The following is a 23,324-nucleotide window of genomic DNA, read 5'->3' as shown; positions in this document are numbered from 1 at the left end:
CGTTGTATGAGTGTTGATTTTAGCTTTATATCCTAATTTATTAAATGTGTCTTAAACGCAAAAAAAGAATCTCAAGCAAGATTCTTTTATCAAAAAATATAATTATTTAAATTAGATATCCATATCTTTTTGAGCAGCTGTAACAATAGCCATCTTGTAGATTTCATCTGAAGTACATCCACGAGACAAGTCATTGATTGGTGCATTCAATCCTTGTAAGATTGGTCCTACTGCTTCATATCCACCTAAACGAGCGGCAATTTTGTATCCAATGTTTCCACTTGATAAGTTAGGGAAGATAAATGTATTTGCGTGTCCAGCAACTTTTGAATTTGGAGCTTTTAATTTAGCAACTTCTTCACTTACTGCACAGTCAAATTGCATTTCTCCATCAATATCGAAATCAGCAATACGACGTAAACGATCGCTTGCTTCAGTCATCTTAGCAACACATTCACCTTTTGCACTACCCATTGTTGAATATGATAATAATGCAACTTTTGGTTCTACACCAAATTGACGAGCTGACTTAGCTGTTTGCATTGTGATTTCTACTAAATCATCTGTGTTAGGGTTGATGTTAATTGAGCAGTCACCCATGATCAATTGGTTTTCTTCTTTAATTAAAATGAAGCAAGAAGAAACTAATTTGTTTCCTGGAGCTGCTTTTACTAATTGTAATGCTGGACGTACAGTATCCGCTGTAGAATATGTAGCACCACCTAATAATCCATCAGCATATCCCATTTGAACTAACATAGTTCCAAAATAGTTTGTGCTCTTCAATGCTGTACGAACTTTTTCTTCATCCATTTTACCACGACGTAACTCAACCATTTTACGAACCATTTCATCCATATGTTCGAAATTATTTGGATCGATTTGTTCGATTCCTTCAACATTTAAACTATTCTTTTGTGCACAGCCAGCGATTTCTTCTGGAGTTCCTAACAATACTGGGCAAACAACATCATTGTTTTTCAAATCAATAGCTGCCTTTTGTACACGTGGATCCCAACCTTCGGTAAATACGATTCGTACTCCCTTTCCTTGGACTTTTTTTTCTAATTCATCAATAATCATAACTTTAACTACCTCTTTTCTATCAAAGTATAGTCCAAAAATGCTTTATTTACCACAAAAACAATGTGAACTTTTTCTCATAGTTTATTCACAAAACGTGTATACATTTAACGGCATATTGTTCATTTATTATGTACATTTAGTATAAAATGTAATTATTTTACATACATTTGAAAATTAATGTAAATTTATCTTGCATTTCTTTCTGTAAAGTTTTACACTAGTGACATCACAAGAAGGGATAGGTGCAAATCATGAAAACAAGTCACTATTTAAGAAAGGCCGGTGCCGTATGTATGGCAGCTGCAATGATGACTGGTTGTGCTAGTGGATCATCTGGTGCAAGCGGTAAAACATTGACAGTAGGTTTAAACACTGGTTTCAATGGAATTTTCTCTCCATTGTATTATCAAACTGTATATGACAATTACGTTATCGAAATGGTTTATCAAAGTATGTTGAGTTATGATCGTGATAATCAATTACAACCAGAACTTGCTACTGAACAACCAACTATTAGTGAGGATGGATCAACATTAACATTCAAATTGAAAAAAGGTGTGAAATTCTCTGATGGTTCTAAATTGGATGCAGATGATGTTGTATTGACATTTACAGCTATGGCTGACCCAAGCTATACTGGTCGTTTCTCAACTTATGTTGATTACTTAGAAGGTTATAAAGAATATCACGAAGGAGATGCCGAAACTCTAAGTGGTGTTGAAAAAATCGACGATTACACAGTTGCTTTCCACTTGGCAACACCAAGAATCGATGCCATCAGTCAAGTTGGTACATTCCCAATCATCTCTAATTCACAATTCAAGAAATACAAAAAAGGTGATACAAAGATGTTTGAAGACAAGGCTAGTGAACCAATTGGTACTGGACCATATGTATTGAAAAAATTTCAAAAAGATTCAGCTGCCACATTTGTTAAGAATGATAAATTTAAAGCTAAAGATGGAGAATACCAAATTGATAATGTTGTAATGAAGATTTGTGATACTTCAACAGAACTTCAAGAACTTCAAAAAGGAACTGTCGATTTATTACCACAAGCTGATAATGCCGACAAAGTTGGTACTGCAAGCTTAGACAAAAACTTAACTTACAACAACTACGCATCAAGCTCAATGCAATACTTTATTTACAACTGTGAAGCTGGAGCCACTGCAGATCCTGCTGTACGTCAAGCATTAACTTATGCGATTGATCGTCAATCATTTGTTGATAGCTTCTACTCATTCTCTAAAGGAAGTAAAGATGTTAAGAAAACTCAACCTGGTTTCGTTCCAGTATTAATGGCTAACCCAATTTCATCAAAATTAGGTGATATCGTTACTGGTAAAGAAAAAGATGACAACATGACTTACTATGATTATGATATCGAAAAAGCTAAACAAATCTTAGACGATGCTGGTTGGACTGTAGGAAGTGATGGAAAACGTGAAAAAGATGGACAAAAATTAACTGTTCGTATGGTTTCTACAAAAGGTAAAGATCAATTAGATACAATGCTTCCAATGCTAGAAAAAGCTTGGGGCGATGAACTTGGCGTTGATTTCAAGACAAACTTAAGTGAATTCAACACAATGGTTGCAACAGTTCAAGGTGATGATACAGTTAACGATTGGGAAGTATCTTACATGGGATGGCAATTTGGTTCAGGTGATGACACTGAAATCAACTTATTATGCCAAACTGGTCAAACAGATAACAAAGCTCGTTTATCAGATCCTGATTTAGATGCATTATTAGATACTGCATTACACACAACTGATCAAGCTGCAAGTACTGCTGCTTATAAAGAAGTTTACGAAAAAGTTTCTGCTTTATGTCCATATGTAGCAATCAATGGTTTAAGCTACTATGATCTATACAACAAAAAGATCAAAAACTTAGACACAGCTGCATTGTATGACTTCGTTAAAGCATTAGATAAAGCTACAATTGAATAACAATTAAAGAGATCTGTTGACAGATCTCTTTTTAATACATATAATTCAACTACATACAGAGTAAAAATATGTGCGTTAAGTGTCTTTAACACAGGGAGTTGGTTAAGGAACGAAAAGTTATTCTTGCGGTACATATTTTGCATCCCGCTGTTGTGATCGAAAAAAATTAAAGACTTTCTTTTTTTGTATCGCAATATGGAAAAAAGGAGGTCTTTTTATATATGAATCAATACTTTGTAATGTTAAAAGAAAATGCACGTTCCCTAAAAAATGTTCGTGTCATTGTTGGGGTAGCTTTATTTTTTGCCCTAAACGTTATTCTGAACTTGTTTGGATCCATTCAAATCACAAACCAGCTAAAATTAGGTTTTGCTTCTATTGCCACGGCGGCTAGCTGCTTATTATATGGACCTGTTCCAAACTTAGTGCTTGCTCCACTTTTAGATTTCGTTAATTATATGGTTAAACCTGTAGGTGCTTATTATCCAATCTTTATGATTTCTACAATGGCAAGTGCATGTATTTTCTCAGCATACTTCTATAACTGCAAAAAAATCACTTGGGTTCGCGTCATTTTATGTCGTATTACATATGATGTAGTTGTTAGTTTATTCTTAAACACACTATTCACATCGATGTTATGGGGAACGCCATTTCTAGTTATTGCTGGCCCTAAATTAATCAAAAACTTAATTTCATTGCCATTCCAAGTCGTTATTCTATATTTAGTGATGAAAACATGTATCCAGTTAAAACCAAAGGTGAACCGTTAATGGTCCACCTTTTTTTACTGCAATTTAAACATTTCTTTTTTTGCTCCACAAACCGGACACACATAATCATCTGGTTCATTTTCAAAATTATCTCCATCATATACATATCCACAAACACTGCATACCCACTTTTCTTCTTTTCTGTATGTAGGTGCTTTTGCCGGTGCACTTTGTTTTAATACATTATGATAATACGCATAGGTCATTGGTTTACCAGAATCACCTTTCTTAGCATCAACAACTTTTGCCAAGAATACAAAGTGTGTTCCTGCATCCATCTGACTTTGCACTTCACACATCATGTACCCTAATGCACCATCTATCACAGGCAATTCCCTAAACAAATGATGATTCAACTTCGCCCACTTGTCTTTATCTTTTCCTGTTTGAAAGCCTAAATCCGTAATCACTTGTGAATCTATTGTTTCAGGCAAGATTGATAAAGAAAAACACTTACTTTTTTCAATCAATGAACAAGTATAATTATCCTTATTCATACTCAAGGCAATGAGCGGTCCTATCGTTGAAACTTGAAATATAGTATTCACAATACAACCACATTCGCGCATACCATCTTTTACACCCACGGCATACATACCATAAGAAAGATCATACAAAACTGTGTTGTCCATAAGAACACCTCCCTTGTTACTTTAATTATAGCAAGTTCAGCGGTTATATTCCATATAACTATTTTCCTTCTTCAACACATTTTTGTAATTTGTTCATTGTCTGCTTCAAACTTTTCATTTCTTCTACAGACACATCATAAAACAATGTTTTATTAATTTTTCCAATCTCTTCATCAATTATTTTTAAAATAGGCTGGCACTCCTGTGTCAACTTTAAATGATGTACTCGAGTATCTTTTTCATCTATACAAATACGAATGAGTTCTTTTTTCTCCAAAGAATCAACACTTCTAGAAATCAAAGTTTTTGAAACGCCTAACACAACCTTTAATTCCGTACTCGTTGTTATTGTTGAATTATTTTTTAAAACAATTAAGATTGAAATTTCATTTGGTGAAAAATTAAATTTTTGAAAACTATCTTTTATTTTTTTAGCGTAATAATCCCTCATTTGATTGGATATACGCAAAAACTCCTCAATTGTAAACATATTATCGCTCCAACTCCAATAGAACAATTGTAAGTGCTAAAATAGGGCATGTCAAACATTGCCCCATTTTTCTAATACTTCTCCTACATAATAGAGAGAACCACATAATAAACTAGCTTCTTTTGTATCTAATAGTCTTGAAATCAACTCATCCACTGTAATAATTGGATACCCTAATTTTTCTAATGGATATAAACGTGCACTTGAAATTTCTACCAATGTAATATCTTTACTAATGGTTTGTAGAAGTTCAATCATGTGTGGTGCATCTTTTTCTTTCAATACAGAAAAATAAATCTCTCCTTTAAAATCTTTCAAAGAATGTGTCAACGCCGTAATTCCATGTACGTTATGTGCTCCATCTAATAAAACCAATGGATCTTTTCTAAGAATCATAAATCGACCTGCCCATTGAAAGTGATCAATGACTTCTTGTGTTTCATTTTCTTCTAGCCAAATACCTAACACATTTAATGTTTCTAAGGCAAGAGATAAGTTTTTAGCTTGATACAATGGTGGATTTAGATGAAATGTCATTTCATTCCATCTTAAAACATCTGTTTCTTGGCAATCCACAAAACATAGTGGTGTATTCATATAATCGGCAACAAGTTTCATTACTTTTTGACATTCTGGTTTATCTTCCGTTGTTAATGCTGGAACATTTGGCTTAAATATACCAGATTTTTCATAGGCAATCTGCTCAAAAGTATCTCCTAAATATTCTGTATGGTCAAGTCCTACATTAGTAATCAAACAAGCTTTATAGTCTAATGCCGTTGTTGCATCTAAACGACCTCCCATGCCGGTTTCAATAATACAGTAGTCCACTTCTTGTTCTATAAAATAAGCAAGTGACATCCATAGATCCATTTCAAACATAGTCATCTTATGTAATGAGAATAATCCTTCATATTGATCATAGATTCTTTCCCAATCATCTAAAGAAATACATGCATCATTTACACGAATTCTTTCTGTATGATGAATCAAATGAGGAGATGTAAATACACCTACTCTATATCCTTTTTTCATCAACAGATCTCTTAACCAAATTGAAGTACTACCCTTTCCATTTGTACCTGCTACCTGAATCTTTTTTAAAATTATGTGACTTGGCAATGCATCTGTTAACCATTGTCTAAATTCTAATAGGTCGTGATTTTTTCCACGGCAATTTTCCATTTTATTTATTTTCTCTTGTACATTCATGGTATTATTATATCACTAAAGAAAGAAGTGAATCACATGATTATGCATAATGACTGGGATCAATTGTTTGATCAAGAAATACAAAAAGACTATTTACTAAATTTACGCTACTTTTTAGCTAAAGAATATAAGACTAAAAACATTTATCCTGCAAAAGAGAATATTTTTGCTGCTTTTAAAACAACTTCTTTAAAAGATACAAAAGTTGTTATTTTAGGACAAGATCCATATCATGGTCCAGGACAAGCTCAAGGTTACTCATTTAGTGTACCAAGCAACTTTCCTTTACCTCCATCTTTACAAAACATGTATAAAGAACTAGAAAATGAGTATCAAACTCCTGTACATCGTACTGGCGATTTAACGGACTGGGCTAAACAAGGAGTACTATTAATGAATACCATTCTTACAGTTGAAGAACACAAACCTTTATCGCATCAAGATATGGGATGGCAGAATTTTACAAATGAAGCTTTGCGATGGATCAATGAAAAAGATGGTCCTGTTGTCTTCTTATTGTGGGGGGCTAAGGCTATCCAAGCCAAAAAATTATTGACAAATCCAAAACATTTAATTCTTACAAGTCCGCATCCAAGTCCTTTAAGTGCTTATCGAGGTTTCTTTGGAAACAATCATTTTAAGCTTGCGAATGAATATCTAGTTAAAAACAATGAAACGCCTATCCAATGGATATAGGCGTTTTTTAATATCTAATCTAAAGTTTTATGATATTCCTCAATCATATTTTCTTGATATCCAACTCTATTTTTATTTTCAGAGATACATTTTCCGATTCGAATCAACGTCTCATCTTTTAAAGCATCTAACATATGCATTCTTTGATCTGTTGCTTGTTCTTTCGATTTAGAAATTTCGTATTGACTTACATCGTAACACCAAAGTTTTATACTAGGATATCTCTGTTTTATTTTATCAGCAATCAATAGTCCTTCTGGATCCATGTCTCCACTATAATAAATCTCTATATTCGAATTCACCAATATATCTAATAGAAGATAGGCTGAATAATTTAATTGTCCATTCGTGCATACTAAGCCGATTTTTTTGATTTTTTCTTTCTTTATTTTTTTCAATAAAGCCTGAAATACAGATGGATTTTCTACAATATATGCTCTATCACAACATGTAATAAAATGAATATGTAATAAGTTATCCATATTCACATTTAGAGCTTCATATGAATCATAGAATCCTGCCCAACCTAAATGTGGTTGATTATTTTCGTTAAATGCTTGAAGTCTTGCGACACTACAATAATTACTAATACCATCTTGGTAGAGTCCTGCTCGATATAGAATTTCATTTTGTTCTAGATTTGTTTTAGGAAAATCAACTTTTAAAAAATAAACAATTCCATGCATCATCAAATAATATGCAAAGGTATTTTTATCAAAAGCATGTGGATTTTTTGTATGGTAGCTCGCAAAAATAGATATATTTTCTTTCTTGTTTTCCCACATTGGCAAATGATTTAAAGCTTTCATCACTACACATACCGTATTTATGCATTTTTGTTCATTTTCTTTTGAAGCTTGAACAATACGAATATAAACAGAATCACGGTTTGTATATGTATTATAAATCCACTGTTGACTTTTACCTTCCTGTTTAAAAAAATGTTTAAATATATTTTGAACTCGTAGCTGTTCTTGTTCTTGTCGATGTTTATTTGTCAAAACATCTTCATTGAAGTACATTTTTAACACTTCGTTAAAATCACAATTCTCATATTTAGTATTCAATATTGCCTTTTGTAGTTGGCGAAAAGTAATATGCACACAATCAACACCATAATAATCTTTTCCCATTAAACCACTAATACATTCGCGATTTGAGTCATCTAATACTAAATCAATACTTCCTTTGCAAGTGCCATATTTTTCATATTGTTTTTTCCATAGTTGCATAAATTCTGAAAATTCATTATCAGATAAGTATTGGCAAAATTCTTCATTCATCATGCATCAACCAACCTTTTAACATGGCCATCCCATTCATATCGTATTGTAGTTACATATTTTGCATCATTTTGACGATATAGTTCATAAATTGCTAGGGCATCTACATTTGGATAATCGCCCCATAAAACTTGGGAATTCATAATATAATCAAAACCAAATTTTTTGATTAACCCAAACATGGAATCAATGTTTTTAGAATCAACACCCGCAAATGCTTCATCCAATGCAATAATCAAAGGTGCATCTTCACTCGCATAGGCAAATTTTGCCGCTACAGCCGAGAACAAAGGAACATACATAGCCATAGCTTTTTCGCCACCACTAAATACATAAAAGCGATTGTTCGTCAATTCTTTACGTTTTTCATTTCCAATTTCATACATGATTGTAAAATCAAACCACGAACGATAATCTAATAGATTTTTCATTGCTTGATGAAAACTCAAATTTGAGTTTGGATCTTCTGCATTTCTTCTAGCACACTTGATTTTCGAACGGAAATGATTGGATAGTGCTTGAAAATCCGATTCTTTTAACAATTGTAAATCTTTTTCTAATATACGAACTAAAGATTCTGAACTTAGTTCATCTTCATTTTCTGCTTTTTTTGATTTCCATTGTAATCCAAGTTTTAAAGTACTACTTGTATTCATTTCTTTCATATACTTGTTCATTGTTTCAATCCATCGTTTACTGCTTCGAATATGAATACGTATTTTACTTGAAATCGTATTCACTAATACATCTTCAATTAAATGTCGGTCTTGACTACTTACCAATTCAGATTGTTTTTCAATGTCTATCTCTAGCTGTTTTAACAACATTGTGAAATCAATTTGTTTTCCTTTATAACGAGCCTTGATGTCCAAGCGTGCCATTGTATCTTCTTGGTCATCAAACAATGTGATAAAATGAAGGTTATAATCTTGCAAGAAACCTCGATTCATAAAAAATACAGTTTGAAGATCGTTTCCTAAAGTATCTTTGTTTTTTAAATTTGGATATGAACTTACTACATGTTTATGAACGTATACTGGATTTTTTTCTTCAATTGAAACATACCCCAAATCCAATTCGGATTCATAATATTTTTTATAATTTTCCGTTTTTGTACTTTGCACTTCAATTAAAGAAGCATTTTCTAGAATATTCTTTTGACATTGTTCCTGAGTATTTTGCCATCTTCCATCTTCTTGATATAGATTTGAAATGATTTTTGGAATTTCATCCAAGCGATTCATAATTTTTTCCATTCGTTCTTTGATTTTTTCATATCCCATCTCATTCAATTGTGCTTCTTTTACTGAAATCAATTGTTGTAGTTTTTGAAGCTGAATTTCCAATTGTTTCTTCTCGTATCGAATAGAATCCAAATCCATTCTTAAATCTTCCAATTGCGATTCTAAAGATATAAACAAATCTATATTCACAATATATTTTTCATGTATAGATTCCATTTGAACAAGTTCATCTTTATATTCAATAAATAAATCTTTTCTTAATCTAAAAACATCCTCTGTGTTCGAGATTCCTAATTTCTCAGAAATATTTGTTATTTCTTTATTCATATTTTGAATACATATTTGATATTGATTTTTTTGTTCAATATATTTTTTTATTTGTTCAATGGAATGTTCTTGCTTTAAAAGCATACGATTTACATCTAATAAACTAGAATCTAAATCGGCTTTTTTAGGATATTCCGCATATTCTTTTTCCAAAACTTTTACTTTATCCTGTGCAATTTTCAAATTGCTTTCCAATTCTTGAATATCTTGCTTTTTTATATGTATCTCTTCTTGCAGTTTATCCAGTTGGCTTTTTCGATACGCTTCTCTAGAAGCCTTACCAATAAAAATGGATTGCCTTGTTTGACTAATAACGCTGCAAATATTTCCTATTTCTAAGCCATTGTCAAAGAATTTTACAGAACCTTCATTTAAGCCAAAGGCTTTACATAAAGAATTGTATTCAATTTTAGAATGTAAAATATAAACAGTCAAATTTTCTATTTTGTTATGTGTAAACAAGAAGGATTCTTTCATACCTTTTGGTAAATTTAAAACCTCTTTTTGATATATATCAGGAATAATTAAAGCCGTCATCAAACCACTGCTTAATAATTGTTCTTCAATATTATTTTTTTCATCTTGGCTTAAAGAATCATCAAAATCCAACAAAGTATACATAGGAATGAACGGGATATTTTTTTCCTCCAAGTAATGTCTTGCCTCTTCTTGTTCTTTGACAATATCTGGTTGAGGATCTTTTAAATCGTTCCAATATTCATATTGTTCTTGAATCTTTTTTAACTCATTCATGAATTGTTTTATTTCAATAGATAATCTTGAAACTGTTTCTGTTTGATTTTTTAAGTACCATACATAACGATTGTGAATATCCTGATCAATTTCATAATATCGTTCACTATTTCCATAATCAGATATAATCTCAAAAAAAATCTTCATTGTCGATGCATCCATTTTTAAAATTTGATTGGATTCATTCCAAGCTAAAAATTTTTCATGATATTCTTCTTTCAACAATCGAAATTGTTCTTGATATGCTTTTAGTTCTGTTTCAATTTGTTCTAATAAGCTTTGTTCTTTTGCATAATCATCTTGTACATGATTCAGTAATACTTTTTGATTATTCATTTTTTGAAACAATTCCAACCCTTGATTTAATACACTTAATTCTTTGTCTATTTTTGATTTTGTATAGTTAAAATCATAATCATGATTTAAATTGGTTAAAAATTCTTGTTTTAAAGATATATGCTCATCAAACTGCATATTTTCATTCAATTCATTCAATTGTTTGAAGCTTTTATGAATCTCATATTCTAAAGAATCATTATAATCTTTTTGTTTATCATATTTTAATTTACATGAAACATATGCATTATCTTTATTCGATTCTTGTTGTGTCTTATTCTTTAAAGCTTTTTCTTGTTGCATTAAATCTTCTTTATGGCGTTGTACATCACTAGCCAATTGAAGTAGGTCTTGTTTTGCCAAACCACTATATTCTTCTTTAAGCACAGTTTTTTCTACTGTTATATTGTCTACTTGTTTTTTGATTTCAAGAATCATTTCTTGTGCTTGATTCTTTCTGTCATTTAACTCTTTTTGTTTCTTTGTTAATTCGTCCAATTTATTTTTTTGTTCTATATATTGTAAACTCTTCTTATCTAATAGAGCATAATTATATTGTTCATATACATTTTGAATCGATTTAGCTGCTTGTTGACTTTGTTTTAATACTTCTAAACGGTTTTGAACTTCGTCCATATTCGACAAGGCTTCCGTCAAAGGACGTAAATCTTCTTCACTTAAAGGTTGTAAAGATTCTGACAACAATTCATTGATTATTGTGGGCTTTAATGAATTGCTTAATTTTGGAGAGCGCAATTTAACCAACAAATTGATACTTTCTTTATAATCATCCAATGTTGGAAATTGAAATAAAGCTTGATTCACTCGAGCCATATATTCGCGTTGTGTTTCAATGAATTGATTTTGAATTTTATTTTTTAAACTTTGTTTCGATATTGCTAAATTATGCTCCATAAGCTGAATATCTTTACCAATGCGTTGATTGTCTTCAATCACAAAATACCAAGTTTCCATTGGCTTGTTTTTTCGTGCTCTCATTCCCATTCCAATCGTTTTAAAAATATTGGAATCTTCTCTTTTGAATTCTAAGTATAAATATGCAATTCTTTCATCTCGATTTGAATTTTCATCAATTAAATATGTTTCCATCTTTCGAGCTTTAGTACCAAAAGCATCCAAACGTTCACTGTTCTTATTTCCATCTAATAAGATTGGAATAAAACTTTGCATAGTAACCGATTTTCCACTTCCATTACTTCCTCTTAATAGAATATGACCATTTTTAAAATAAAATTCTTCATTCGTATAATACCAAAAATCAATCAAGCCCATACGATACATATGCCATTTACTTGTTAACATTTTTTTTCACCTCAACATCAAATCCACCACCAATTTTTCCACAAATCGGATTGATTTTTATTCGATTCTCTTCTTCATCTAGAAATCCATAACTTTTCATTGTAGCTAGTACATTTTCACTTATTAAAGATTCTCCCATGTCTTGATATTTTTTAGGAAGAAACACTAAATTCTCTTTGATCCACTTACGTATCCATTTCAACAATAGTTCTTTTTCTATAAATGTGATTTCTTCATCATTTACATTTAACGTTCTATTTTTTATTTTCTTAGTAATTTGTTGCATACAAACCAAAACTAAATCCGATATTGTGTTTCGGCTTGGAAAAATAGTTCCTACATTACAATCTTCGTCAAGAACAATATAGCCGCTTGATGCATGTAAATGTAGATTGCATGGCATAATACTTTGAAAATCCTTTTCAATTTGACGATAATAATGTCGAATATACACAAAATCCTCATCATTTTTGTCTTTTCTGTAGATGCCTGGAGACAACAAAAAACGTCTATACACTCTTTGTCTTCTTACGACACCTCGATCTTCTTCCATAGAAAACCACTCTGATTTTTTTATATCTTCCAATGAATGAATATCCATTATATCGTGGGCAAAATTCCGAATGACATATCGAGAATATCCTGTGTTTTCATATAAAGCTTCCGTATCCTTGTTTTTGATAAAACCTTCTTCACTTCCATCATCAAGTTCAATTATGTGAATCGATAGACAATATTTTAATACACGTACCAATTGTCTTCGGGTATTAAAGTGTGTCCAATCAATCACTCCATCTTGAAATTGCATCTGAATATATTCTGTTAAGGAAGATAATACGAATTGTTCCTCGCGTTCTTTTGATTCCAAAAACAATAATACAAAACAAAACATTTGATATTCTTGAACGGATTGAAATTCTTGTATTCCCATCCATTCTTCAACATAGCCAGGTATTTTTTCTAATTTGATTAGATATGGAGTAACGATAATCATATAGCCGAATTTTTCTTGTACAAATTTACGAATCTCTTTTACTGAATCTCTCACCATGTTATATAAGTCTGGATCTTCTTTTCGTAGAATCCATTTGCGTTTTAATAATTCTTGTAATGCATCCATAAGTAGATTTACCCCTTAAAACAAATACGATAGCTAGGCATCACAAACATCCCGTCTTCGCATTTGACTTCTATTGTTTTTAAATTTGAATCATCAATATAGAACTCGCGACCATCATCTGTTTTTGAGGTTTTATTCGCATCATTTAATCCTTTAGATAACCACGATAATAGTATTTTTCTAGATTCACCATCTAATATATCTATTTTTTCAAAGTCAACAACTCCATCTCGAATGTAATTTTTTAATTTTTCGTTTTGTGCTTGTTTATGTTCTAATATTTCTAATCGTTGCTGTTCTCTTTCTAAATTGTAATCTTGGGCTGGTTGTCTTTTTGTTTTTACTGTAGCTACACGAGTTCTGGGTTCTAGTGCATAGTACGTTATTTCTTCTTCATATACCCCACTATCAATAGAATCTGTGTTTCGATTATAAATAGCTTGCATATGTAGTGGTTTATCCACACCAAAAAACAAGGCACTCATTTTATGAGCTTGGCTTAAATCTTGGCATTTCCCAAATAAATCTGAAATATGTTTGTATTCTTCTGCTCGATTGGCACCTTGATTTTGTAGTTCTCCAATCTGTTGGGCATAGCGTGTGATTTTACGAATGATTTCATTCGTTATATCGGACATACGATTTACTTCGCTAATTCCATTTTTACCTACAAACCAGCTATATATGCTGTCCCATCTTGCCATAAAATTGTCGTATACATCTTGTTTTTGAATTTTATCATCTATTCTTGGAATAGACATTTCATAATTCACAGTCTTTTCAATCAAAACAACAATGTTTTCAAATGGTATATTTTGAATATAATCCTCTAAAATCATGGCGTGTTCTTGTAAGCCTTTGACAAAATTTCTTAGATAAGAAATAATTTTTTCTTTAAATAATAAGAATGACTCTGTTTTCATCATTTCTTCTGCTTTTGCGTTATTTAAAGTTCGAATATAGTCTTGGTAATTTTGGTTTAAACGAATAAAATTTGCATTTAAATCCTTCCACCACGTATGAATTTCTTCCATACTTGCATCTTGTAAAGCTTCAATACACATAATTTGATATTGAATTCTTTCAAGTAACGTTGGTTCAAGAGAGGCACCTTCAACTTGCAAATTTTCTAGTTTTAAAGTCATACGTTCAATTTCAATCGTATACTCAGATAATTGATAACGATATTTTCTATTTTTAAACTCCTCAATTGACGTTACTTTCGATGTATCTTGGATCGCAATTAAATTTTTCCATTCCGTTAATGAAGATAAATCCGATTGACATTGGTCTAGTGTATAATCAGGAAAAATGCCAGTTTGAATCATAGCCTCAAACACATCTTCTTTATATAGCCAGTACTGAATTTTCTCATATTGTTCATAAAAAAATCGAATAATTACTCTGTATCGATCTACATTTTCAGCTCGCAAATAATTTACTTCTGTAATTGGTTTTGTTAGTTTTTCATTGATTTTCATATTTAAATTTTACTATACTTTCAAGCAAACAAAAAGGAATCAAGTGATTTTATCACTCAATTCCTAATTTTTTTCCATTTGGTTAAACACTTGTAAAGCTAAACAGCCAAGTCCTGTATGGATTCCAACTGCACTTACCAAATCGATAACTTTGACTTTAGCACCTTCAATTTGACTTTCAATCTTTTGAGCATACTCTTTTGCAGCATCTAATGCATCAACGTGCGCAACAATAAATGTATAATTAGAATCTACATTCAATTCTTTTAAATGTTTAATAACACGATCTTGAGCACGTTTCATCGTACGAACTTTATCTAATACATCTACTTTTCCATTCGTACTTTTACAAATGTGTAAAACAGGTTTGATTTTCAATAAACCACCTAGTGCCGCAGCCATTGGTGTCAATCGCCCTCCACGTTTCATATGATCTAAATCATCACACAACAACACAGTTTCACAACTATCCGCAATGCTTTGTAGTTTTTTAATAATTTCATCAATTGGAATGTTTGCTTCATACATCTTTTTAGCTGTCTCAATCATACATCCTTGTTCAACGGCAGTACAATAACAGTCAACGCCTACAAATTTCATTTCCAATTGATTGGCAATCATTTCCATTGAATCTAATGTTCCAGATAAACCTCGACAAATAGGAACCGCAAAAATTGTGTCATATCCCACACTTTTTAATTCTTCAAAACAATCTTGAATCTTTCCTAAACTTGGTAAAGATGTTTTCAAAACTTTCTTCTCATGTAATTTTTGAATCACTTCTGAATATGTAATTTCGGTATACTCATCTTTTGATTCACCATCACAAGTAATTTGTAGAGGTAAACAATAAATTCCTTTTTCTTTCCAATAGTCTGGATGCTGGCCAGTTCCGGTATCCGTTACAAATGCAATTTTCATGTCTAGGCCCCCTTTACTTTTTTCACAAATTGAATTCCTACAGCACCTAATCCTGTATGAACGGCAATAACGGCATACATTGGATCTGTATGGATTTGAATATCTTCTCCTAACACGTCATGTAGTTCATCAATCGCAATTTGTGTACCCTCTTGATTTCCTCCATTTAATATATAAAATTCATAATCTTGTGCATTCGCATCTTTTGAAATTACTTTAATCGCCTTTTTGATAGCTTTTGACATCGTTCTTACTTTATCAAAAACATCTACCTTCCCTTCCGTATTTTTAGATACTTCCAAGATTGGTTTAATTTTTAACATACCCGCAAGCTTAGCTGCCATTGGAGTTAATCTTCCTCCTTTAGCTAAATGATCCAAATCTTCGGGAATCAAGAATCCTCTTGAATGTTCAACACTTTCTTTTAAACGTGAAATAATTTCCTCTGGGTGTATTTCTTGTTCAACTAATTTTTGTGCAGATAACACCAAATATTTTTCCACACCTAGAGTTGTATATATATCTAATGTATGGATTTTAATTCCATGCCATTTTCCTGATGCTTGAATTGCCTGATTTGTTCCTGATAAACCATTCGATAATGTGATTAGAACAACATCTGTAATCCCATCATTTTTATAGGATTCTAATAAAGCTTCAATATCACCTAAAGGTGGCATACTTGTTTGAGGCATATATCCTCTTTCTAAGAATGAACTTAGTTCTTCAACCGTTAAATCCACCCCATCTAAATATGTTTTGTCTTCTATCTGAACCTGTAAAGGTAAAAAATCAATTCCTAAATCATTTGCTTCTTGTTTTGTTAATCCACAACCACTTTCTGTCAATACTCGAATCTTCATTAAAGCCCTCCTTTTATAAAATCATCCTAATCCTAACACGAAATATTAATTTTCTCAAATGTCTGATATAATTGGATTGAGGTGATTTACATGAGCGCTTTCATTTCTTTTGAAAATGTTAAAAAGACTTATCATATGGGAGAAATCGATATACATGCATTGGATGATGTAAGTTTTGAAATTGAACAAGGTGAGTTTGTGATTATCGCTGGCGCTAGTGGTGCAGGTAAGAGTACCATTCTAAATTTACTTGGAGGAATGGATACTGTCAGTGAGGGAAAAATCATCGTCGATGGAAGAGAAATTAGTTCTTATAAAGAAAAAGATATGACACTGTATCGAAGATATGATGTTGGATTTGTTTTTCAATTTTATAATCTTGTTCAAAACTTAACGCTTCGAGAAAATGTCGAGCTTGCGACACAGATTTGTAAGAAACCACTTGATATTGATGAAACTATAGAACTTGTTGGGTTAAAAGATAGAACTTACAATTTTCCGAGTCAACTTTCTGGTGGTGAACAACAACGTGTGGCGATTGCGAGAGCATTGGCTAAGAATCCAAAACTTCTACTTTGTGATGAGCCTACTGGTGCTTTAGATTATCAGACTGGTAAACAAGTCCTAAAAGTTTTACAGGATACATGTAAAACACAAAATAAAACAGTTATAGTGATTACCCACAACTTAGCATTAACACCAATGGGAGATAAGGTCATTAAGGTTCGTAGTGGAAAAATCGAAAGTATTACATATAATGAACATCCAATGGATGTCAATGATATAGAGTATTAATATGCCTGTTACTTATTTAAAGGATATTTTCCGAGAAATTAAAATCTCCCTAGGCCGTTTTCTCTCTATCCTTTGTATCGTGGCGATTGGCGTTGCTTTTTTTGCAGGTATTAAAGCCAGTGCTCCAGATATGAAAAATAGCGCTGATACATATTTTGATAAACATAATGTTCAAGATATTCAAGTCTATTCTACAATCGGTCTAACAAAAAAGGATGTAGCTGCTATCAAGAGAATTAAGGGTGTTAAATCTGTACAACCAAACTTTTCAATGGATACATTATCTCAAATTGATTCCACACAAATGGTTATAAAAGTAATTTCTTATGGAATTGATCAAAAGATGAATAAGATACGTGTGGTTGAAGGACGAATGCCTGAAAGAGAAAATGAATGTTTGATTGAAGCTAGTTCTGCAACAAATAAGTTGTATGGAACTTTCCACATTGGAGATACTATCAAACTACAAAGTGGTACAGATGAAGCTTTATCTAAATCGTTAAAACATACAAAATATAAAATTGTAGGCACTTGTTACAATCCAAATTACTTATCTTATGAAAAAGGTTCAAGTAATATTGGTTCTGGAACTGTAAACTCATTTATATATATTCAAAATACAAATGTTTTAAAGGATTATTATACAGAAGTAGATGTATGTGTAAAAGGTGCTAAAAATTTGGATTGTTATAGTGATGAATATTTTGATGTGGTTGATCCAGTATTAAAGAAAATCAAAAAGATTTCAAACAAACAAATCGATGCGCATATTCAATCTTATCAATCTGAACTGGATGAAAAAAAACAGGAAGCCAATGATAAATTTAATGATGCTGAGAATCAATTCAATGATGCTCAAAATAAGATTGATTCAGGTCTTGCTGAGATTCAAAGCAATGAATTAAAACTGCAAGATTCAAAAAATCAAATCAATCAGGGGTGGAATGAATATTATGCAAACATAAAAGTTTTAGATAATATTCCAACTCTACAAAACGCGATTGCTCAAATTGAAGAAAGTGAAAAAAAGCTGCCTGAATTATTGAATCAAAAAGAACAAGCTGAAAATGGTTTAAATCAAATCAATGCAGTAATCGATGATCTTTATGCTCAACGTAAAATGATACAAGATTCTATTGATTTGATCGATATGGCAATTGAAAAGGCGCAAAATACTCCTAGTACAGATGAACAAACTGAAGCTTTGAAAATTAAACTCATTGAAAATCTTAAAAATACAAAAACATATCTTGAGGGTAAATTAGCAACAATCGATCAAACTATAGCTAAAAAAGCTGAGTTAGAAGCAATTATACCTCAAATTCAGGATGGAATTAATCAAATTCAAGCGGCTAGCAGTAAAAAAGCTGAATTACAATCTCAACTCAATCAATTGCTGAGTGCAAAAAATCAATTAAATAATGCATATTCATCATTGGTTGATGGACAAGCTCAATATGAGGATGGAGTATCAAAAATTGAAGATGCGAAAACCGAATTAAATAAAAGTATTGAGCAACTTACTTTATCAAAAGCTGAATTCAATATTCAAAAGCATGATGCTTTAAGAGAATTAAGTGATGCACAATTAGAAATTGATAAAATGGAAGGTAAGTGGATTGTATTAGATCGTGACTCTCATTATTCTTATCGTGATTATGGTGCTTGCGCAGATCGTATGGATGGTATTGCCAAAGTATTCCCTGTCTTCTTCTTCTTAGTAGCGGCTTTAGTTTGCATGACAACTATGACAAGAATGGTTGATGAACAAAGAAATGAAATGGGAACTTTAAAAGCTTTAGGTTATTCAAAACTGCAAATTGCTTCTAAGTATCTCATCTATGCATTGATTGCTAGTATTTTAGGATCCATATTAGGTTGTTCTTTGGGAATGTATTTATTCCCAACCGTCATTTTCAACGCTTGGAACACATTATATAATATTGATCAAATTAAATTTTTATTTCAACCAGGACTTATATTATTAGCTAGTGGGTCTGTTACTGGTATTACTTTACTAGCAACACTTTATTCTATTTATAGTGAATTAATTGAAATGCCAAGTCAATTAATGAGGCCAAAGGCTGCAAAAGCAGGTAAAAAGATTCTTTTAGAAAGAATTTCATTTATATGGAAACGATTGTCTTTCTTACGAAAAGTAACGGCTAGAAATATTTTCCGTTATAAAAAAAGATTCTTTATGACCATCATCGGTATTGCAGGATGCTCTGCATTACTTGTAGCTGGCTTTGGTATTAACGATAGTATTTCGGATATTGTTAATCAACAATATAATGTCATTTATCATTATGATGCAACTGTGGCAGCTAAAACAAATGAAATCACTTCTCAAATACAATCTTTAAAGGGTGTTAAGGATGTTTATGAAGAAGATCATCTTGCAGTAACTACTAAAATAGAAAACAAAGATATTTCAACTACAGTTCATATTATTTCGAATGATAAGAAATTTAAAGATTTCTGTACTTTATTTAATGGTAAGAAAGAATTCGATCTTGATGATTCTTCTGTATTGATATCTCAAAAAATGGCTACTAAATTAAATAAAAAAGCTGGAGATACAATTAAATTTAAAGATGCAAACAATAAAGTCATTAAAGCAAAAATAAAAGGTGTATTTAGAAATTATGTTGGTCACCATATATATGCAAGTGAAACTTTATACAAGAGTTGGAATACAAACGCAAAGACAACACACACTTACTTAATCAAATCTAAAAAAACAACTAAAAAGTTTGAACGTAACTTAGGTAATAAAATTATGAATGTTGATGGTGTACAAAGTGTAACTTTCTATTCATCTCTACAAAAAAACTTTAAAGATATGATCAAGAGTATCTCTTATATTGTAGTTGTTCTTGTTATTTCAGCTGCTTGTCTTGCCTTTGTAGTTTTATACAATCTAAGCAATGTTAATATTTCCGAAAGAAAACGTGAAATTGCGACAATTAAAGTACTTGGATTTACTAGAAAAGAAGTAGATGCGTATATCAATAGAGAAACAATTCTATTAACCATTTTAGGTTCATTGATTGGTTTAGGTATCGGTGTTGGATTACATCACTTGATAATGAACTTAGCCGAGATGGATGATATTATGTTTGGTAGAACAATCAATTCAATATCTTATGTGATTAGTTTTGTGATGACGATTGGTTTCAATGCAATCATCAATTTGTTCATGCATAGAAAATTGAACAAAATTCAAATGGTTGAATCATTAAAAGCTGTGGAATAAACCCACAGCTTTTTTTGCATTGAAAAAGCCCTCAAAATGAGGGCAATGTTAACTAGATTTGTGCAATACGCATCATATTTGTGTTACCTGATCCGATTGGATATCCAGCAACAACAATGATGTGATCTCCTGTTTTGAATCCAGCTTGTAATGCTAAGTTACGAGCTAAATCAATATCATTTTCTTTTGTATTTTGAATACTTGAAACAACTGGAGTTACACCATTAACCGGTAATAAACTACGTTGAGTTACTTCATCAAATGTAACAGCTAAAATAGGAGCGTATGGACGGAATTTAGCTAAACGACGAGCTGTATTTCCACTTTGCGTAAATGCAATAATGCATTTAATATCAATTGCCAATGCAGTATCAGCTACTGAAATACCAATTGCATCATTTAAAGTACGTTTACTTGATTTAACGTTAGCTTTTAAACGATCTTTATAAGGGATCATTGGTTCAATAGCGTTCGCAATCTTAGTCATTGTTTGAACACATTCAACTGGGTAATGACCTGCAGCTGATTCACCAGATAACATGATACAATCTGTTCCATCCATAATAGCGTTAGCTACGTCACTTGCTTCTGCACGTGTTGGACGAGGATTTTCCTGCATAGATTCTAACATGTGTGTTGCAGTAATTGCTGGTTTACCTACTTCATTGGCAATCGCAATCATACGTTTTTGATAAATAGGTACTAATTCTAAACTTACGTCTACACCTAAATCTCCACGTGCAACCATTACTCCATCTGCAACCTCTAAGATTTCACGGATGTTATCAAAACCTTCCTGGTTTTCAATTTTAGGGAAGATTTGAATCTTATCTTTATTTTCATCAATTAAGATTTGACGAATTGCTAAAACATCATCTTTACGACGTGTGAAACTTGCCGCGATATAGTCAACATCCATTTTACATCCAAAACGAATGTCTGATTCATCTTTTTCAGAAATAAATGGCATACTTAATTTAATACCTGGCAAGTTACATCCCTTACGGCTCTTTAAGAAATGTGGGTTATTTACTACGCCATGGATACGATCAGGAGTTACTTCTGTAAAAGTAACTTTCATTTTACCATCATCCATTAAAATGTAGTCACCAGCTTGTACGTCATTGAATACTTCTGGACAACGTAATGTGAATCTTTCGTGGTTTCCTAAAACTTCTTCTTTTACTAAATCAATTTCATCACCTTCGGCAAATTCACATCCACCATTTTCAAAATCACCTAAACGAATTTCAGGACCTTTAGTATCCAATAAAATTCCAATAGGCTTTCCTGTTTCCTTGCTTACTTCACGAATACGTTTAACACGTTCTGCATGTTCTTCATAGTCTCCATGAGAGAAATTCAAACGTGCAATGTTCATTCCAGCTTCAACAAGTTTTGTTAAAACTTCTTTGCTTTCACTAGCTGGACCAATAGTACAAATAATTTTTGTTTTTTTGCTCATTTTTTTATCCTTCCTTTTAATTTATCCTAAACCAAACGATCAAATAAGTTCATTAGTGGTTTACGAGATTCTTGTGGCATGCTTAATGCTTCTTCAATTGGATACGAAACAATTTTATTGTCTCTAATTGAGATACATTGCCCTCCGATGCCTTGCATTAATAAATCTACGGCTTTTTCACCCATTTGTGATGCTAATAAACGATCAAATGGGCATGGCGATCCTCCACGTTGAATATGGCCTAAAACAGTAGCTCTACCTGAAAAACCAGTATTCAAACTTACCTTCTTAGCAAATTGATCAACATCAGTGATTTTTTCACTAATAACGACAATCGCATGCTTTTTCTTTTTGATAATATCGATATCTCTTAGACGATCTAAAACATCTTGTTCATCAAATCCAGTATCGCTTGTTACTACAATTTCTGCACCACAAGCAATTCCAGACCATAATGCTAAGTCTCCACAACGATTTCCCATAACTTCAACAATAGAACAACGGTGATGTGAATTCGATGTATCTCTTAATTTATCGACACATTCAACAACAGTTTCTAATGCTGTTTGGAATCCAATTGTGTAATCAGTACAAGTAATATCGTTATCGATAGTACCAGGCAAGCCGATACAGTTAATTCCCATTTCAGTTAAAGATAATGCACCACGATATGAACCATCTCCACCGATAACGACAACGGCTTCGATGCCTCTTTTCTTTAATTGAGCAATTGCTTTTTTTCTGACTTCAATATCTTTGAACTCAGGTAAACGTGCTGATCCTAAAATAGTACCGCCTCTATTTACAATATCTCCAACAGTTTCACGAGTTAATGGTTCGATATATCCTTCTACCATCCCTTTATAACCATTGTAAATACCAAATACCTCTAAACCACTATTTAATCCAACGCGAGTTACCGCGCGTATTGCAGCATTCATTCCCGGCGAATCACCACCAGAAGTTAAAATACCAATTCTTTTAACCATAATATGTCCTCCATAGACTCATTATTAATCATCATAAATATACCACATAACGAATGTTAAAAAAAGGCAAAATTTGTCTGAAAACGCTTTTAGGTAAAAAAGATTTAGAGATATAATAACTTTTGTGAATAATTTAACTTTTTGTTAACAATTATTAAAATCATGTATTATTAACATTATATATTTTTAATATTTTAGCTATTAAAAAGCCAAGTCTAAATAGATAAAGACTTGGCTTTTAATTTTATCTAAAAAATTTATCTAAAAAAAGGACCCGGCAGCTAGCTATCTTCGCAGGGGCAAGCCCAACTATTGTCG

The 23,324-nt window shown here is 31.9% G+C and carries 17 protein-coding genes and 1 riboswitch; of the genes, 5 read left to right on the top strand and 12 right to left on the bottom strand.

The features are described from left to right. Positions 1-111 precede the first annotated feature (111 nt). Positions 112-1,083: a phosphate acetyltransferase gene (gene pta, locus Q3907_RS07470; RefSeq protein ID WP_270742022.1), complete on the bottom strand. Its 972-nt coding sequence runs from the start codon at positions 1,081-1,083 to the stop codon at positions 112-114. 254 nt (positions 1,084-1,337) lie between these two features. Between pta and Q3907_RS07465 the strand changes: the two genes are divergently transcribed. Together Q3907_RS07465 and Q3907_RS07460 are read left to right on the top strand one after the other, a co-directional pair. Next, positions 1,338-3,044, top strand: a complete 1,707-nt coding sequence (locus tag Q3907_RS07465; RefSeq protein ID WP_301897842.1) for an ABC transporter substrate-binding protein — start codon at positions 1,338-1,340, stop codon at positions 3,042-3,044. 54 nt (positions 3,045-3,098) lie between these two features. After that, positions 3,099-3,196: riboswitch (THF riboswitch) on the top strand. Positions 3,197-3,265: 69 nt separating this feature from the next. Then, positions 3,266-3,817, top strand: a complete 552-nt coding sequence (locus Q3907_RS07460) for a folate family ECF transporter S component (protein ID WP_295646800.1) — start codon at positions 3,266-3,268, stop codon at positions 3,815-3,817. A 14-nt stretch (positions 3,818-3,831) separates the two neighbouring features. Here Q3907_RS07460 and Q3907_RS07455 read toward each other — a convergent pair whose 3' ends face one another. The 3 genes from Q3907_RS07455 to Q3907_RS07445 are packed head-to-tail and all read right to left on the bottom strand — an operon-like array spanning position 3,832 to position 6,124. Next, complete coding sequence (locus Q3907_RS07455) at positions 3,832-4,449, bottom strand: flavin reductase (RefSeq protein ID WP_295646803.1); 618 nt, start codon at positions 4,447-4,449, stop codon at positions 3,832-3,834. 58 nt (positions 4,450-4,507) lie between these two features. After that, positions 4,508-4,939 carry a MarR family winged helix-turn-helix transcriptional regulator gene (locus Q3907_RS07450; protein ID WP_301897841.1) on the bottom strand — a complete coding sequence of 144 codons (432 nt, stop codon included), beginning with the start codon at positions 4,937-4,939 and terminating at the stop codon, positions 4,508-4,510. A gap of 51 nt (positions 4,940-4,990) precedes the next feature. Further along, positions 4,991-6,124, bottom strand: coding sequence for a folylpolyglutamate synthase/dihydrofolate synthase family protein (locus Q3907_RS07445; protein WP_301897840.1), 1,134 nt, complete (start codon positions 6,122-6,124; stop codon positions 4,991-4,993). Positions 6,125-6,187: 63 nt separating this feature from the next. Between Q3907_RS07445 and Q3907_RS07440 the strand changes: the two genes are divergently transcribed. Beyond that, complete coding sequence (locus tag Q3907_RS07440; protein ID WP_278463951.1) at positions 6,188-6,847, top strand: uracil-DNA glycosylase; 660 nt, start codon at positions 6,188-6,190, stop codon at positions 6,845-6,847. Between the two features lie 14 nt (positions 6,848-6,861). Here Q3907_RS07440 and Q3907_RS07435 read toward each other — a convergent pair whose 3' ends face one another. The 6 genes from Q3907_RS07435 to Q3907_RS07410 form a co-directional block, all read right to left on the bottom strand. Then, positions 6,862-8,133, bottom strand: a complete 1,272-nt coding sequence (locus tag Q3907_RS07435; protein WP_301897839.1) for a TIGR02679 domain-containing protein — start codon at positions 8,131-8,133, stop codon at positions 6,862-6,864. Continuing rightward, positions 8,130-12,113 (bottom strand): SbcC/MukB-like Walker B domain-containing protein, encoded by a 3,984-nt coding sequence (locus tag Q3907_RS07430; RefSeq protein ID WP_301897838.1) that lies wholly within the window; start codon positions 12,111-12,113, stop codon positions 8,130-8,132. Before Q3907_RS07430 ends, Q3907_RS07435 begins: the two co-directional genes overlap by 4 nt. Further along, positions 12,100-13,233, bottom strand: coding sequence for a TIGR02678 family protein (locus Q3907_RS07425; protein WP_301897837.1), 1,134 nt, complete (start codon positions 13,231-13,233; stop codon positions 12,100-12,102). The genes Q3907_RS07430 and Q3907_RS07425 overlap by 14 nt, the downstream gene beginning before the upstream one ends. An 8-nt stretch (positions 13,234-13,241) precedes the next feature. Continuing rightward, entirely contained in the window at positions 13,242-14,714 is a 1,473-nt protein-coding gene (locus tag Q3907_RS07420; RefSeq protein WP_295645006.1) for a TIGR02677 family protein, read from the bottom strand. A 63-nt stretch (positions 14,715-14,777) separates the two neighbouring features. Beyond that, entirely contained in the window at positions 14,778-15,635 is an 858-nt protein-coding gene (locus Q3907_RS07415) for a DegV family protein (protein WP_301897836.1), read from the bottom strand. Positions 15,636-15,637: 2 nt separating this feature from the next. Continuing rightward, positions 15,638-16,498 carry a DegV family protein gene (locus Q3907_RS07410; protein ID WP_301897835.1) on the bottom strand — a complete coding sequence of 287 codons (861 nt, stop codon included), beginning with the start codon at positions 16,496-16,498 and terminating at the stop codon, positions 15,638-15,640. 90 nt (positions 16,499-16,588) lie between these two features. Between Q3907_RS07410 and Q3907_RS07405 the strand changes: the two genes are divergently transcribed. Together Q3907_RS07405 and Q3907_RS07400 are read left to right on the top strand one after the other, a co-directional pair. Beyond that, positions 16,589-17,293, top strand: coding sequence for an ABC transporter ATP-binding protein (locus tag Q3907_RS07405; RefSeq protein ID WP_295645000.1), 705 nt, complete (start codon positions 16,589-16,591; stop codon positions 17,291-17,293). A gap of 79 nt (positions 17,294-17,372) precedes the next feature. Then, positions 17,373-20,552 carry an FtsX-like permease family protein gene (locus Q3907_RS07400; protein ID WP_301897834.1) on the top strand — a complete coding sequence of 1,060 codons (3,180 nt, stop codon included), beginning with the start codon at positions 17,373-17,375 and terminating at the stop codon, positions 20,550-20,552. Positions 20,553-20,604: 52 nt separating this feature from the next. On the opposite strand, the gene pyk is transcribed toward Q3907_RS07400, so the two are convergent. Beyond that, the gene (gene pyk, locus Q3907_RS07395) at positions 20,605-22,017 is read right to left on the bottom strand and encodes a pyruvate kinase (protein WP_295644994.1); all 1,413 of its coding nucleotides are present in this window, start codon (positions 22,015-22,017) and stop codon (positions 20,605-20,607) included. A gap of 26 nt (positions 22,018-22,043) precedes the next feature. After that, a complete protein-coding gene (pfkA, locus tag Q3907_RS07390; protein WP_295560691.1) occupies positions 22,044-23,006 on the bottom strand; it encodes a 6-phosphofructokinase in 963 nt (320 codons plus the stop codon). Between the last annotated feature and the right edge of the window lie 318 nt (positions 23,007-23,324).

The organism is uncultured Holdemanella sp., assembly GCF_958348295.1.
In the GTDB taxonomy this organism is placed as follows: domain Bacteria; phylum Bacillota_I; class Bacilli_A; order Erysipelotrichales; family Erysipelotrichaceae; genus Holdemanella.
The sequence above is the reverse complement of the archived record's forward strand: the minus strand, read 5'-3'. Positions and strand labels throughout refer to the sequence as shown.